This is a genomic window from Flavobacterium sp. UBA7682, from assembly GCF_002482945.1.
Taxonomy (GTDB): Bacteria; Bacteroidota; Bacteroidia; order Flavobacteriales; family Flavobacteriaceae; genus Flavobacterium.
The window spans coordinates 1-14,315 of the sequence record NZ_DLGY01000039.1 but is presented as its reverse complement, the minus strand read 5'-3'; the positions used below and the strand labels follow the sequence as shown (position 1 = coordinate 14,315).

Genomic DNA, 14,315 nt, shown 5'->3' with positions numbered 1-14,315 from the left:
GTCAAACTCTTCGCCGTCTTTTACATTACGCCACGCAGCACCCATACAAACTCTAGAAGAACCGCTGGATTTGGCTCTCAAAGCTTGTGCTTTTACTTGGCTTACGGTCATTAAATCGTTTCCGGTTATATCCGTATGATAGCGAGCCGCTTGCGGACAGTAGCCACAATCTTCGGGACAACCGCCAGTTTTTATCGAAAGTAAAGTGGAAACCTGAACCACGTTTGGATCATGATGCTCACGGTGAATGGAAGCCGCTTCGTAAAGCAAATCCATCAACGGTTTGTTGTATATAGCAATGATTTCGTCTTTGGTCCAGTTGTGTTTTGTAATACTCATAGGTGCTATTTTATATTGCACCAAAAGTAGTCAATTTGTAATTAAGTACCAATAAGTGATTATTGGATTACGCTATAATTATTTGTTGGCAGCAAAATCTTTTCTCCAAAACTGCATCGCCACAAAAACCATGATAACAGCTGAGGCAATTCCTTCAAATAAAACCCCAATGCAATATTCATTAGCAGTTGGTTCTCCGCCAAATAAAAATTCTTCAGATAGATTGTCAATGTATGCATTGCCGCCTCTAACGTAAATATAAGTGAGCAATCCGGCGACGCTGAGCAAAACCCCGATGATGGCGGTTATTCCGGCAGAAAGAAGATTAGAAACATAGCCTGTTTTTCTTTCTTTGATGTTTGATTTTATGGTTCGGGCGACACCAAAAAATACAAAAGCAGCATTAAAAGCTCTCAGGAATAAGATATTTGATAGCCCGAAAAATTCCATGATAAAAAAGTAGATGGCAATTCCAACGAAGATTAAAATCCCGTTTAGTAGTTCTTTTGGCAGTTTCATCGTGATAGATTTAAGTGAGTAATCAAAAAGTGTCTATCAAATTTAAGAAATTATCTTAGAAATAGTAATTATTTAACAGAAAAGAAAGTTTTGCTTTAAAAAAATAAAGACAAATTTAAATTTTTTACAGTTGCTTGATATAGTCTACTGCGGTCGATTGGTCTAAGGCTAATTGGTTTTTGAGCGCGTCTAAAGACTCGAACTTTTGTTCGTCACGCATGCGTTTTAAAAGGGAAACGGTTATGGTTTGGTCATAAAGGTCTTGGTCAAAATCGAAGTAATTGATTTCTATGCTCAGTGTAGTGCCGTCAACTGTTGGGCGATTACCGATGTTCATCATGCCATAAACCGTTTTTTGGTCAATCACACTTTTAGCAATATAAACGCCGTTTTCCGGAATCAGTTTGTAATCTTCTTCAATATGGATGTTGGCTGTTGGATAACCAATGGTTCTTCCGAGTTGTTTGCCTTTGGAAACTTTGCCGGTTAAGGAATAGTTATAGCCTAAATAGTCGTTGGCCAATTCGATATTGCCTTCGCTTAAAGCAGTTCTGATTTTAGTAGAACTAATAGAAACGTCATTGAGTTCCTGAGCTGAAATTTGTTCCACTTCAAAACCAAAAGTGTTCCCGAATTCGGTCAAATCATTGATGTCAGCAGTTCTGTTTCTGCCAAAGCGATGGTCGTGGCCAATGATGATTTTTTTTAATTTAAAAGTATCTACCAAAACGTGTTTGACAAAATCCTCAGCGGTCAATCTTGAAAAATCTTTGTCAAAAGGATGAACCACGAGATGGTCAATGCCTAAGCTTTCTAGCAAAGCTATCTTTTCGTTGAGCGTGTTGAGTTGTTTCATTTCGGTTCCTTCCTGAAGCACCATTCGCGGATGTGGGAAAAATGTCAGGACTAAACTCTCGCAATCTTGAGCTTTGGCACCGGAAATAATTTGGTCCAATATTTTTTGGTGCCCCAAATGAACGCCGTCAAAAGTACCGATAGTAACTATGGTAGGTTTATGGGCAACAAAAGATTGTATGGAATGAACTATTTTCAAGAAGTAAATAAATGTAATACTGCAAAAATATGTTTTACAAATTAAATACAATAATTTTTAAGCCTTTAATGCGGAAAATCGGAAGTATTGAGCTAAATCAATTCGGGCAAATTGAAATTGTTTTGCTTAAATAGTACTATTTAAGTTGAACCTTAGTGGTTGTTTTTTCGTAATTAAAGAGAATAAGGTTTGAGGAAGTGTTTTGTTTTAACGATAACGCTATGAAAATATTAGGCAATAGACTGTTAAAAAAATGGAAATAACCAACTTTATGTTAAATTTAAATTGAAATCTTTCAAAAAAAGGGCTTTGTAATTTGTAATCTATTGAAAGATAATTATCTTTGGCTACTTTTTAAAAAATCCAAAAAACACCATGAAAAAACATTACTTATTAGTCATTTTGGTTTTCTCAATAGGCCAGGTTTATGCTCAAAGCAATTCGCCTTGGCAGCTACTAAGCAGCGACAAAACAGTTGCTTCTGAAAAGGTAAGAGAAATCCAGTACTCTGAAAACCAAAAATTACTACAATTCAATTCAGTTGAATTCAAACAATTATTAGCAAACGTTAAGGATATAGCTACAGGACTTCCTGGAGTAGAAATTTCAATTCCAAATATCAGCGGAAAACTAGAAAAGTTTATGGTTTGGGAATCCTCAAACTTTGCGCCGGAATTACAAGCTAATTTTCCTGAAATCAGAGCTTATGTTGGAAAAGGAATTACCGATCCTGCTGCTACTTTAAATTTTAGTTTTGCGCCTTCAGGCATTCAAACAATGATATTCAGAGCAGGTTTAGGTTCTGAATTTATTGAGCCTTACACTAAAGACAGATCAGTTTATGTTGTTTTTGACTCAAAAACAAGAACGCCTGGTCAATTGCCTTTTGTATGTTCTACAGATGACGTAGCGTTGACTAATAACTTGCAAAGAAATGGTAATGTAGTTATGGCAAACAATCAGTCTTATAAAACCATGCGTTTGGCTTTATCTTGTACAGGGGAATATGCGGCTTATCACGGAGGTACTGTTGCCGGAGCTTTAGCGGCTATGAATGCTACAATGACTCGTTGTAACGGTGTTTTTGAAAGAGATTTAGCGGTTAAATTAATTATTATTGCTAATAACTCCAATGTTGTATTTACTAACGCTACCACTGACCCATACTCAGCTGCCTCAGGAATGAATAACTGGAATGCTCAGTTACAAGCAACATTAAACAATGTAACTTATGTAGGTGCTGCTAATTATGATATTGGTCATTTGTTTGGCGCAACAGGAGGCGGTGGAAGTGCCGGTTGTATAGGTTGTGTTTGTGTTGATGCTAGCAAAGGAAGCGGGTATACTTCACCTGCTGATGGAGTTCCAATGGGAGATACTTTTGATATTGATTATGTAGCTCACGAAATGGGACACCAAATGGGAGCTAACCATACCTTCGCTCATGGCGGAATCAACTTTAATGAAAACAATGCGGTAAATGTTGAGCCGGGTAGTGGTTCTACTGTGATGGCTTATGCCGGAATTGGAGGAAGTGGAACAGATATGCAAGCCAATTCAGACGATTATTTTACTTATAGAAGTATTCTTCAAATACAAAATAATTTAGCGGGTAAGACTTGTCCGGTAAGTACCAGTATTGTTGCAACAAACCCTAGACCTACAGTAGCTGTGTCAGGTACCAGTTATACAATTCCGGTGGGAACTGCTTTTAAATTAACTGGATCAGGAACAGGAACTGTTGGGGAAATACTAACTTATACTTGGGAGCAAAACAATGATGCCACAATAATAGGTGCCGTACCTTCATTACCTTCTCCTACCAAAACAGACGGACCTAATTTCAGATCTGTTGTGCCAAGTGTTGATTCGTTTCGTTATATGCCAGCTTTTTCTGATGTGTTAAACGGTAATTTAGTCAATCCATGGGAAACGGTTTCAACGGTACCAAGATCATTAGCATTTACCTTAACTGTTAGAGATAACGTTCTTGGCGGTGGACAAACAAATACAGCACAAACCACAGTTAATGTAGTTGACATTAGTGGAGCCTTTGAATTCACAAATCCAAGTACACCAACTTCATGGCCATTAGGATCAACGCAAACCATTACTTGGAATGTAGCCGGTACAACTGCAAACGGTATGAACACTGCAAACGTTAATATCTTATTGACAACAGACAATGGCGCTACATTCACAACCTTAGTAGCAAATACTCCAAATGATGGTTCAGAAGCTATAACAATGCCTTCTGTTCCGGCATTAAACAGTAAATTATTAATTGAATCTGTTGGTAATATATTTTATGCCGTATCTAATAATATTTCTTTAGGATATGATTGTAATGTAGGTAATGAAGCTCCGGGTGCAGCAATAGCTGACGGATTAGGAGCTAATAACCCTGGTGCCGCATCAGTTCGTACTATCAATTTTCCAAATAGTGTTACAATTGACAATATGAAGGCTTCTTTCAGTACAGGTCATACTTGGATTGGGGATTTAGTAGTTAAACTGAAACACCCTGACGGTACAGAAATTAACCTATGGAACAGAACCTGTAACAATCCACAAAGAACAGGAATGAGTGTTATTTTTGCTGATGGTTCTCCTGCGCCGGTTTGTGCCAGCCCAACAACAGGAACATACAGTCCAGCTCAAGCTTTAGCCGCTTTTAACGGAAAGCCATCTAACGGAGTTTGGACGTTGACCGTTCAGGATTTTTATAATGGTGATACGGGTTCCATTACCTCTTGGGGAATTGATTTTGGATGTACATTGGGTAATGAACAATTTGATATTGCTGATTTAACAGTATATCCAAATCCAAACAACGGAAACTTTACCGTTCAATTTGACAACCCAACTTCAGAGGAAACAAAGATTGATGTTTATGATATGAGAGGTAGAAAAATATTCGAAAATACTTATACGAACCAAGGTATGTTTAACGAAAGCATTCAGTTGAATAATGCCCAATCAGGTATTTACTTATTGAACGTTACTGATGGTAACAGAAAAGTAGTAAAAAGAATAGCTGTTGAATAAGTTAAAAATGAATTTAAAATAGTTTCAAAAGGAGAGAGTTGTGAAACTTTCTCCTTTTTGAGCTTAAAATGTATAAATAATAAAAAAACACTAAATGAAATTAAAATTCTCCTTGCTGTTGTTGGCTTTAGTTCAAATTGGCTTTGCCCAACAAAGAACCTGTGGAATGCAGCAATACATGCAACAGATTATGAATGATCCTGCTGCTAAACAGTTGTATCTTCAACAACAAGCCAAGTTTGAAGTTGAACTTCAAAAACAGTCCTCACTTAACAGAAATAGTAACGCTGTTAATAATGTTCAAGCGATTAGAATTCCCGTTGCAGTTCATTATCCTTCTGCCGGAACAGCTACTGAAGCGGTGAAAACTTGTTTAAGAGCTTTGGCACAAAACCAAATCAATATTTTAAATGCCGATTACAATGCAGCTAATGCAGACATTGTCAATTTTACTGAAGGTGATACCGATTTTTATCCGGGTATTTCTATTGGTAATCTAGGGGTTCAGTTTGAATTGGCTACAGAAAACCATCCGGCAGGAACCGGATTGAATAACGGAGATTTAGCCATAACTTTTGGTACAGATTTCTTAAGCGGTGCTGATTCAGATGCTACTTGGGCAGGTTATATGAACTTAGTGGTGAGAAATGAAGGGAGTTCAATTTTAGGATATTCTCCGCTTGGTGGATCGCCTGGTTCGGGTCAAACAGTTGTGATTAATAGATTTTGTTTTGGTTCTGGTGCCGGTTGTACCGGTTATGTTCCTGCAGCACCTTTTAATTTAGGTAGAACACTAACGCATGAGTTAGGGCATTTCTTTAATTTAAATCATACGTTCAACAATGGTACTTGTAGTACTAATACCAATTGTAATACGCAAGGAGATAGAGTTTGTGATACGCCTGAGGTAGCTGAAGAGTCTTATGGCTGTCTAACCGCTGGTGAGGTTGGAAGTTGTTCATTCGAACAGTTAGCGCTTACAATGAACTACATGGATTATGTGGATGATGCTTGTATGTACATGTTTACTTTAGGACAAGAAAACAGAATGAGAGCTTATTATAATGCTATAGCCAGTCAGTTTTCAACTACTGCTTTATCAAACAATGAAGTTTTGTCAAGTAATTTCAAGGTATACCCAAACCCAAGTAAAGGAAGTTTTACTATAGAGTTCAAAGAATTAACCAATAGTTATGCTGTAGAGGTTTATGATATCGCAGGTCAAATTATTTATGACAACAACTTTGAATTGACTTCTGCTTTAGTTCAGACTATTAATTTAGAAAATACCAGTAGCGGCATTTACTTTATCAATATCAAAAGTGATAATGGTTTAGTAATAACCAAGAAAATTGTGATTGAGTAATTTAGTACTATATCAATAAAAAAAGCTATCAGAAATGATAGCTTTTTTTATTTTCCGTTAAAGCTATTCATGGTGTTGTTTAAGCCTGCAAGAACAAAGGATTCTATGATTTCTTTGGAGATGACAAATCGTTCCGGAAGTTTGGCTTTTTCTTCTTCGTTCCATTCGCCTAACACATAATCTACTTGTTGCCCTTTTTTAAACTCATCGCTGATTCCAAAACGAAAACGCGGATATTCCGAGGAGTTTAAAATCAGTTGGATGTTTTTTAACCCATTGTGACCACCATCGCTGCCTTTGGCTTTGATTCTGATGGTGCCAAAAGGCAAATTTAAATCATCAGTAATGACCAAGACGTTTTCTTTGGCGATGTTTTCTTTGTCCATCCAATATTGAACCGCTTTGCCGCTCAAATTCATATAGGTATTGGGTTTCAACAGAATTAGCTTTCTGCCTTTAATATTGTATTCAGTAATCGTTCCTAGTTTGGCGGTTTCAAAAGACAAGCTTTCTTTTTGGGCCACATAATCCAAAATTTTGAAGCCAATATTGTGGCGTGTATTTACATATTCGGCACCGATGTTTCCTAGTCCGACGATGAGGTATTTCTTCATTTCTGGTATTTTTTCAGAAGTTGTATTAGGGGTAAATAATTTGGTCAACCATTTCATAGCGTAAAAGTAGCTAATTTGATTTCATAAAAAAAGCACCAGTGTGAACTGATGCTTTTAGGTATAAGGTGTTGAAAATTATTTTTTCTTTCCTTTTGCCGGAGCTTTTGCTGCTTTTGCTGCTTCTTGAGCGGCTTTCATAGCAGCACGTGAAATCTTCACTTGAGCAACCACAGTGTTATCCGGGTGCATCAATTTGAAGTTTTTAGCTTCTAATTTAGTAACATACAATTTGTTACCCATTTGCAATTCAGAGATGTTAGCTTCAACAAAATCAGGAAGATTTTTTGGCAAAGCTTTCACTTTTAATCTTCTGGTGTTCAAACGTAAATCACCACCTAACAATACACCTGGTGATGTTCCAACCACTTTCACGGGAACTTCCATAGTGATTTCTTTGCTATCATTTAATTGAAAGAAATCAATGTGTAAAATTTTGTCAGATACCGGGTGAAACTGAATGTCTTGAAGAATAACATTGGATGTTTTTCCAGCCAAATCAACTACAACAGTGTGTGCGTTTGGAGTGTAAACCAAGCCTTTGAATGCTTTTTCTTCTGCTGCAAAATGCTGTGGTGTAGTTCCTCCGTAAATAACGCAAGGGACCATTCCAGCATCACGTAAGGCTTTAGTAGCTTTTTTGCCTACGCTTTCTCTTTCTTGTCCTTTAATCGTAATCGATTTCATTGTAAAAATATATAGTTAATAAAAAATACTTAATTGAATTACATCAGGAATTTACCGCTGATGGAATTGTTGTGTTGCACCATGTGCATTACTTCTGCAAACAGCGGCGCACAACTCACCACTTTTATTTTGTTTGATTCCTTCTTTAACGGAATAGAATCGGTAACAATCAACTCCAATAATTTAGAGTTCTCTATTTTTTCATACGCTTCTCCCGAAAGGATAGCATGGGTACATATCGCTCTTACGCTAATTGCGCCTTTCTCCATCATCAAATCCGCCGCTTTGGCTAAGGTTCCTCCGGTGTCGATCATATCGTCAACCAAAATCACATTTCTGCCTTTTACCTCTCCAATCAATTCCATTGTGTCAATGACGTTGGCGATTTTTCTTTGCTTATAACAAATCACCACATCTGATTCTAAAAACTTAGAATAAGCATAAGCTCTTTTGGAACCGCCCATATCCGGAGAAGCAATCGTTAGATTTTCTAACTGCAAACTCTTTACATACGGTAAAAAGATAGTCGAAGCAAACAAGTGATCCACCGGTTTTTCAAAAAACCCTTGAATCTGATCAGCATGTAAATCCATAGTCATGATTCTGGTGGCGCCGGCAGTTTCCAATAATTTGGCTACTAACTTGGCTCCAATCGGAACTCTTGGTTTGTCTTTACGATCTTGTCTTGCCCAACCAAAGTAAGGTATTACCGGAGTAATGTGTCGTGCTGATGCTCTTTTCGCTGCATCAATCATTAACAAAAGCTCCATTAAATTGTCGGCACTTGGAAAAGTGGAACAGACAATAAAAACGCGTAATCCTCTTATTGATTCTTCAAAAGAAGGTTGAAACTCGCCATCACTATATTTTGAGAACGTAACTTTCCCCAGCGGAATCCCATAGTTAGTAGCTATTTGTTCGGCCAGATGAACGCTTTGTGAACAGGCAAATATTTTTGCTTCGGGTTCTAAATGCGACATTGTAATTAGTTGTTGTTACTCCGCTGCGCTACATACAATTCTGCTTTGACGTCTGTCTAAACTTCAGGTATTAATTGCCTCGGGTGTAGTTAGTTAGTTGTTGTTCGTTTTACCGAGGTGCAAATTTAGAAATTAAATCCGACTCTGAAAGGATATTTTTAAGTATTTTTTTGATTGTATGAAGAATTTTTTTTTACATTTGCACCCACAAAACACCAAAGTCTTTTAGCCGAATTGGTAAAAATGACGTCCGGATGGCGACTTATTTAATAATTTTTTTCTAAAAATTAAATAGCAAAATCCAAAAGGTAATGCCCGGATGGCGGAATTGGTAGACGCGCACGACTCAAACTCGTGTTCTTAGGAGTGTGGGTTCGATTCCCACTCCGGGTACAAAACCTCTCAGTAATGAGAGGTTTTTTTATTTAGTGTAAGAAAGAAATATTGTCTAAATAGCCCCGACAGGAGCAAACTACCGCGTAGTGCGGATGGCGGGAGGATTAGTGAAAAGAAGCTGGAAGTGCTGCTCCTAAAAAATCAAAACCCTAAAATCAATTTAGCAATCGAAAAGTAAATCAAAATTCCACAGATATCATTGCTGGTGGTAATGAACGGTCCGGTCGCCAAAGCGGGATCAATATTAAATCGGTGCAGTAATAATGGCACAAAAGTTCCGATAAGCGAAGCAATGATAATTACTGAAACCAACGCAATGGTGACAATCTCTCCGATAATCAATTCTACATTCAACAGGAAATGACTTCCTACGAATAGGATGGTGGCCAAGATAACGCCGTTGAGTAAACTCAAAGACACTTCTTTAATCAAACGATTCCAAAGCGAACCGCTGATCGATTGATTGGCCAAACCTTGCACAATAATAGCCGAGGATTGTACGCCAACATTACCCGCCATTGCGGCAATTAGTGGTGTGAAAAAGAATAAATTCCCGTGATTCGCCATCGCACCTTCGAATAAACCTAAGACTCTAACGCTGATAAAACCACCAAACAAAGCCAAAACCAACCAAGGCAAACGCGCTCTTGTTAAGTCGAGAATACTGTCATCCGCTTCTACGTCTTGCGAGATACCGGCTGCTAATTGGTAATCTTTATCGGCTTCTTCTTTAATTACGTCTACGATATCATCAATGGTAATTCTACCGACCAACCTGCCCATTTCATCGACTACGGGAATGGCTTCCAAGTCATATTTTTGCATGATACGAGCGACATCCGTGTTGGGCATGTCTACTCGAACATAATCTACTTTTTTGATATACACTTCGCTGATAGGCGTTTTGGTAGAAGTGGTCAATAAATCTTTTAAAGACAACCTTCCTTTCAATCTATTTTCATCATCAACCACATAAATCGAATGTACACGAGTCACATGTTCCGCTTGAATTCGCATTTCTTTGACACAAGTCAGTACGTTCCAATTTTCATTGACTTTGACCAACTCTTTTCCCATCAAACCACCGGCACTATCTTCGTCGTAACGCAACAAATCGACAATGTCTTTGGCGTGTTCAACGTCTTCTAATTCCGAGATTACTTCTTCTTTTTTGCTTTGCGAAAGTTCGGCAATAATATCTGCCGCATCATCCGTGTCTAACTCGTCAAGTTCTTCTGCAATTTCTTTGGCAGAAAGGCCTTTAAGGATTTTTTCACGCAAATCGTCTTCCAATTCGGGAAGAATTTCAGCGGTGATTTCACTGTCCAGGATTTTAAAAATATAAGTGGCTTCGGCAGTTTCCAGTTCCTCAAAAATCTCTGCGATATCGGCATGGTGCATGTCATTCAACAATACTTCCAATTCTCGGTCGTTCTTGTCGTGAATGAGTTGCTCGATTTGCGCTAAGAGTTCTTTGCTGATTTTAAACTGCATTGGCTTCTATTTTTTGAGTAAGTTCTATGAACTGTTCTACAGTCAATTGTTCCGGACGGAGGTCAAAGATAGTGTCTTCTTTTAAATTATCCGAAAGGTTAAACGATTTTAGACTGTTTCGAAGTGTTTTTCGGCGTTGTTGAAAACCGGTTTTGACAACGCTAAAGAATAATTTTTCGTTGCAAGGCAAATGGAAATCCGTTTTTCGGCGCAAGCGTAAAACACCTGATTTTACTTTGGGTGGCGGATTAAAAACGTGTTCGTGAACGGTAAACAAATATTCGGCTTCATAAAAAGCTTGAACCAGTACAGACAGAATTCCGTAGACTTTGCTGCCTTTTTTGGAACAAATTCTTTCGGCGACTTCTTTTTGGAACATACCCGAAAACTCGGGAACTTGTTCGCGTAATTCCAAACATTTGAAAACAATTTGGGACGAAATGTTATAAGGGAAGTTTCCGGTGATGGCAAAAGGTTTGCCTTCAAAAACTTCGTTAATGTTATATTTTAAAAAGTCTTTGGAAATGATTTTCCCTTCCAATTTTGGATAATGCGCATTCAAATAGGCTACCGATTCGGTATCAATTTCAATCACATAAGTCGTGGTCGGTCTTTCCAAAAGATATTTGGTCAAAACACCCATACCCGGCCCGATTTCTAATACGTTGTCATAGCCTTCCAGATTCAGCGTGTCGGCTATGTCTTTGGCTATGCTTTCGTCGGTTAAGAAATGTTGTCCGAGGTGTTTTTTGGCTTTTACTTGGTTCATTTAGATTATTAGATTGTTAGATTGTTAGATTGTTAGACTTTTTTTTAAGAAGTCTAAGCTAGTCTAAGAAGTCTAAATTAGTCTGTTAATGATCAGAAATCAATTCCAATTCTGTTCTGAAAGCCAGCATTTTGTCTCCAAAAAGGCGATGTCCTTCTTCTCTCAATCTTGGCGCATCTTCATCATAATATTTTTGCAGGGTTTCTTTGCTGTCGGTAGTGTATTGTATGGAATAAGTCGTGCCGCCCATTTCTTCTTCAATTAAGACTTTTACCATTCGTGCCGAAGAAAATTTTCCGGTAGCCAAAACATCTTTGATGTGTTTTTCCTGCATCCATCGCATCCATTGGTCGTGAACGCTTTCGTGTATGTTAATGGTAACGTTATATAAAATCATGATTGTTTAAAATTTATAAATTGGAATTAAATGGAGACTGAACACTAACTACTGAACACTGACCACTATAAATTAGTGTCTCCGCGAAGTTTTCGGTATTTATTCCGCGAGTCGACAAAGAAAATACTGTCTTCGTGTTTGAAGATGATTTCTTCATAAAGTGGTTTGGCTTTTTCGACATCACTCAAATTGGTATTGTAAATCTCCGCCGAATAGTAAAGCGCTTCATCTATGTAAATGCATTCTTTGTGATGGGTTACAATGGCATTATAGTTTTCCAAAGCTTTGGTGAAATCGCCCATTTTTTCGTAGGTTTTACCAATGCGTAATAAAGTCACCGGTTCGATTTCTTCGCCTTTGTGTTCTTTTAAAATCAGTTGGAATTGCGCCAAAGATTCCGCTTTTTTATTTTGGTACAACAAAAAATCAGCGCGGGCAAATTTCTTTAATGCTATTTGAGTCGAATCTTCTACGGTATTGTCGCTGATGAGTAAGAACAAATCTAAAGCATCATTGGCAATCAATTGTGAAGCAGCCGATTTGAGCACTTTTAATTGGTGTGTTGCCCATTCAAAATCACCTTTAAAATAACTGGTTTTGGCAGTTTTTAATTGCGCTTCCTGCCCGGTAATATCACCGCCCATGTCTTCGCCTACCTGAGAATAATAAATCAACGCCTGGTTGTATTTTTCTTCCAGTAAAAGAATATCGGCCAATTGCATTTTGATGGCTGCGGTTTGGTAGCGGTTCAATGGCATTTCCATGGCATTTTTCAAAATTGCTTTCGCTTTTTCGGGATTGTTGAGGTGAAAAGCCGTGAAATCTGCTTTCAATTCCAACAAAGATAAAGTGTATGGGCTTACGCCAAATTCCTTAATCAATTGATCCAATTCGGCAGTAATGGCGACATAATCTTTATCGGTGGCATGATCAATTTTCATCTCCATCAAATAAGAATGTGCCTGAATCAACAGTTCTAAATCGTTAGTATTTTCTAAAACAAAAGTCAAAATTTCTTTCGCGGAATCTTGGTCGTTATCTTCTATCGCCATTTCGCCCAAATTGACGATGTTTCCAAAAGATTCGGGGTTTCTTTTGTAAATGGCTTTTTGCTGGATAAAGGCTTTTCCATATTCTTTCTGTTGCACAAAATACCAACTTAAGAAATCATTCCAAAACACATCTTGTGTTTTTTGTGTTCTGATGAGCAAGGCTTTTTTCAAAGAATTGTTGAAATTTTCATCACCATCTTCCGTCATAAAACGCGATAATTGGTTTTGGATAATCGGCAAGTTTTGCGGATTTAGATTGGCTTCCATTAAATAAGTTTCAATCATCAAATCGGTTTCGCCTTTTTGTCCGTAAAGCATCGCCATCTGGAAGTTGAAACTCAATCTAGGGTCGATTTCCAAAGCGGTTTTATAAGCCAAAAGCGCATAATCAAACAAAGCTTTTCTTTCGAATGTGTAAGCCAATCCATAAGCTTCGTTGGCATTTTTTTTGATTCTGTCAATCGCCTGATTGTACTGTTTGTTGGCTTTCTCTTGGTTTTTTTGCAACTGAAAATTAAAACCCAATTCGATTAAAAGACTACTCTGTTTGTATTTGTCGAGCCTTTCTTGTATGGCTTTTTCGGCTTTGTCAAATTGTTGCAGTTGTTGGTAACACTCAATTACTTTTTGGAAATAATTGGAGTTGCCTTGTTGTGCTTTCAGCAGTTCTTCATAGCTCACTAAGGCTTTTTCAAATTCACCTCGGTCAAAATAATTATTGGCCAATTGCTCGTTTTGAGCCGAAGCCCAAAGCGAAAGGAATAAGAATAAGATAGAGAGAATTTTTTTCATTTGTAAATTCTATTGTTTTTCAAAGGTCAAATGTAATTCGCATAAATGGTGTTTCATTTGGAATCAAATTTTCGGAATGCTCATTTCATGTTTCAAATTAAACGAACAATGTACTAAAGTAACACTTTTTGTGCTCCGTTAGTACATTGTTTGCTAAAGATTAACTATTTAGTTAATGATATCAAAACCAGTGTAAGGACGTAAAACTTCCGGAATTACAATACCTTCCGGCGTTTGGTAATTTTCTATGATTCCAGCTAAAACTCTAGGTAAAGCCAATGAACTTCCATTTAGGGTGTGTGCCAATTGGGTTTTTCCGTCTTTTCCTTTGAAACGCAATTTCAAACGATTGGCTTGGAAAGTTTCAAAATTAGATACCGAAGAGATTTCTAGCCATCGGTCTTGCGCTGTTGAAAATACTTCAAAGTCATAAGTCAATGCTGAAGCAAAACTCATATCGCCTCCGCAAAGGCGAAGAATTCTATAGGGTAATTTCAATTCCTGAAGAATTCCTTTTACGTGTTCTACCATACCGTCTAAGGCTTGGTAAGAGTTATCAGGATGTTCAACACGAACGATTTCTACTTTGTCAAATTGGTGCAAACGGTTCAAACCACGAACGTGCGCACCATAAGAACCGGCTTCGCGACGGAAACACGGTGTATAACCTGTGCACAAAACCGGCAATTCACTTTCCTGCAAAATCACATCGCGGAACAAATTCGTTACCGGAACTTCAGCAGTTGGAATT

Annotated in this window: 12 protein-coding genes, 1 tRNA gene and 1 pseudogene; 3 read left to right on the top strand and 11 right to left on the bottom strand. The window is 37.7% G+C overall.

The window, feature by feature from the left end; all coding sequences use genetic code 11:
* The 3 genes and pseudogenes from B3C16_RS11515 to B3C16_RS11505 form a co-directional block, all read right to left on the bottom strand.
* A pseudogene (locus B3C16_RS11515) lies at positions 1 to 339 on the bottom strand (biotin synthase); the annotation flags it as partial.
* A 78-nt stretch (positions 340 to 417) separates the two neighbouring features.
* On the bottom strand, positions 418 to 858 hold the full coding sequence (locus B3C16_RS11510) for a hypothetical protein (protein WP_121312403.1): 441 nt from the start codon (positions 856 to 858) through the stop codon (positions 418 to 420).
* A gap of 124 nt (positions 859 to 982) precedes the next feature.
* The gene (locus B3C16_RS11505) at positions 983 to 1,912 is read right to left on the bottom strand and encodes a bifunctional riboflavin kinase/FAD synthetase (RefSeq protein WP_121312404.1); all 930 of its coding nucleotides are present in this window, start codon (positions 1,910 to 1,912) and stop codon (positions 983 to 985) included.
* Positions 1,913 to 2,287: 375 nt separating this feature from the next.
* Here B3C16_RS11505 and B3C16_RS11500 point away from each other — a divergent pair, with 375 nt between their 5' ends.
* Both B3C16_RS11500 and B3C16_RS11495 read left to right on the top strand, forming a co-directional pair.
* Positions 2,288 to 4,960 carry a reprolysin-like metallopeptidase gene (locus tag B3C16_RS11500; RefSeq protein WP_291131823.1) on the top strand — a complete coding sequence of 891 codons (2,673 nt, stop codon included), beginning with the start codon at positions 2,288 to 2,290 and terminating at the stop codon, positions 4,958 to 4,960.
* A 94-nt stretch (positions 4,961 to 5,054) separates the two neighbouring features.
* Positions 5,055 to 6,326, top strand: a complete 1,272-nt coding sequence (locus B3C16_RS11495; protein ID WP_291131820.1) for a zinc-dependent metalloprotease — start codon at positions 5,055 to 5,057, stop codon at positions 6,324 to 6,326.
* 47 nt (positions 6,327 to 6,373) lie between these two features.
* Here B3C16_RS11495 and pth read toward each other — a convergent pair whose 3' ends face one another.
* The 3 genes from pth to B3C16_RS11480 form a co-directional block, all read right to left on the bottom strand.
* Positions 6,374 to 6,940: an aminoacyl-tRNA hydrolase gene (gene pth, locus B3C16_RS11490; protein WP_291131818.1), complete on the bottom strand. Its 567-nt coding sequence runs from the start codon at positions 6,938 to 6,940 to the stop codon at positions 6,374 to 6,376.
* Positions 6,941 to 7,075: 135 nt separating this feature from the next.
* Positions 7,076 to 7,684, bottom strand: a complete 609-nt coding sequence (locus B3C16_RS11485; protein ID WP_121312408.1) for a 50S ribosomal protein L25/general stress protein Ctc — start codon at positions 7,682 to 7,684, stop codon at positions 7,076 to 7,078.
* A gap of 38 nt (positions 7,685 to 7,722) precedes the next feature.
* Complete coding sequence (locus B3C16_RS11480) at positions 7,723 to 8,664, bottom strand: ribose-phosphate pyrophosphokinase (RefSeq protein WP_121312409.1); 942 nt, start codon at positions 8,662 to 8,664, stop codon at positions 7,723 to 7,725.
* A 313-nt stretch (positions 8,665 to 8,977) separates the two neighbouring features.
* Here B3C16_RS11480 and B3C16_RS11475 point away from each other — a divergent pair.
* Positions 8,978 to 9,057: transfer RNA gene (locus B3C16_RS11475), tRNA-Leu, on the top strand.
* A 144-nt stretch (positions 9,058 to 9,201) separates the two neighbouring features.
* Here the strand turns inward: B3C16_RS11475 and mgtE are convergent.
* From mgtE to B3C16_RS11450, 5 genes are all read right to left on the bottom strand, one after another.
* A complete protein-coding gene (mgtE, locus tag B3C16_RS11470; protein WP_291131815.1) occupies positions 9,202 to 10,554 on the bottom strand; it encodes a magnesium transporter in 1,353 nt (450 codons plus the stop codon).
* Entirely contained in the window at positions 10,544 to 11,323 is a 780-nt protein-coding gene (gene rsmA / locus B3C16_RS11465) for a 16S rRNA (adenine(1518)-N(6)/adenine(1519)-N(6))-dimethyltransferase RsmA (RefSeq protein ID WP_121312411.1), read from the bottom strand. Before rsmA ends, mgtE begins: the two co-directional genes overlap by 11 nt.
* Positions 11,324 to 11,408: 85 nt before the next feature.
* Entirely contained in the window at positions 11,409 to 11,720 is a 312-nt protein-coding gene (locus B3C16_RS11460) for a DUF4286 family protein (protein ID WP_291131812.1), read from the bottom strand.
* A gap of 65 nt (positions 11,721 to 11,785) precedes the next feature.
* Positions 11,786 to 13,564 (bottom strand): tetratricopeptide repeat protein, encoded by a 1,779-nt coding sequence (locus B3C16_RS11455; RefSeq protein WP_291131810.1) that lies wholly within the window; start codon positions 13,562 to 13,564, stop codon positions 11,786 to 11,788.
* 168 nt (positions 13,565 to 13,732) lie between these two features.
* Positions 13,733 to 14,315: aminoacyl--tRNA ligase-related protein (locus B3C16_RS11450; RefSeq protein ID WP_349680462.1), on the bottom strand; the 583-nt coding region annotated here is incomplete at its 5' end.

What these genes read in the sequence shown, in the direction of transcription:
- B3C16_RS11510 (WP_121312403.1), bottom strand. Translation starts at nt 858, where the DNA reads ATGAAACTGCCAAAAGAACTACTAAACGGGATTTTAATCTTCGTTGGA.
- B3C16_RS11500 (WP_291131823.1), top strand. Translation starts at nt 2,288, where the DNA reads ATGAAAAAACATTACTTATTAGTCATTTTGGTTTTCTCAATAGGCCAG.
- B3C16_RS11495 (WP_291131820.1), top strand. Translation starts at nt 5,055, where the DNA reads ATGAAATTAAAATTCTCCTTGCTGTTGTTGGCTTTAGTTCAAATTGGC.
- pth (WP_291131818.1), bottom strand. Translation starts at nt 6,940, where the DNA reads ATGAAGAAATACCTCATCGTCGGACTAGGAAACATCGGTGCCGAATAT.
- B3C16_RS11485 (WP_121312408.1), bottom strand. Translation starts at nt 7,684, where the DNA reads ATGAAATCGATTACGATTAAAGGACAAGAAAGAGAAAGCGTAGGCAAA.
- B3C16_RS11480 (WP_121312409.1), bottom strand. Translation starts at nt 8,664, where the DNA reads ATGTCGCATTTAGAACCCGAAGCAAAAATATTTGCCTGTTCACAAAGC.
- mgtE (WP_291131815.1), bottom strand. Translation starts at nt 10,554, where the DNA reads ATGCAGTTTAAAATCAGCAAAGAACTCTTAGCGCAAATCGAGCAACTC.
- rsmA (WP_121312411.1), bottom strand. Translation starts at nt 11,323, where the DNA reads ATGAACCAAGTAAAAGCCAAAAAACACCTCGGACAACATTTCTTAACC.
- B3C16_RS11460 (WP_291131812.1), bottom strand. Translation starts at nt 11,720, where the DNA reads ATGATTTTATATAACGTTACCATTAACATACACGAAAGCGTTCACGAC.
- B3C16_RS11455 (WP_291131810.1), bottom strand. Translation starts at nt 13,564, where the DNA reads ATGAAAAAAATTCTCTCTATCTTATTCTTATTCCTTTCGCTTTGGGCT.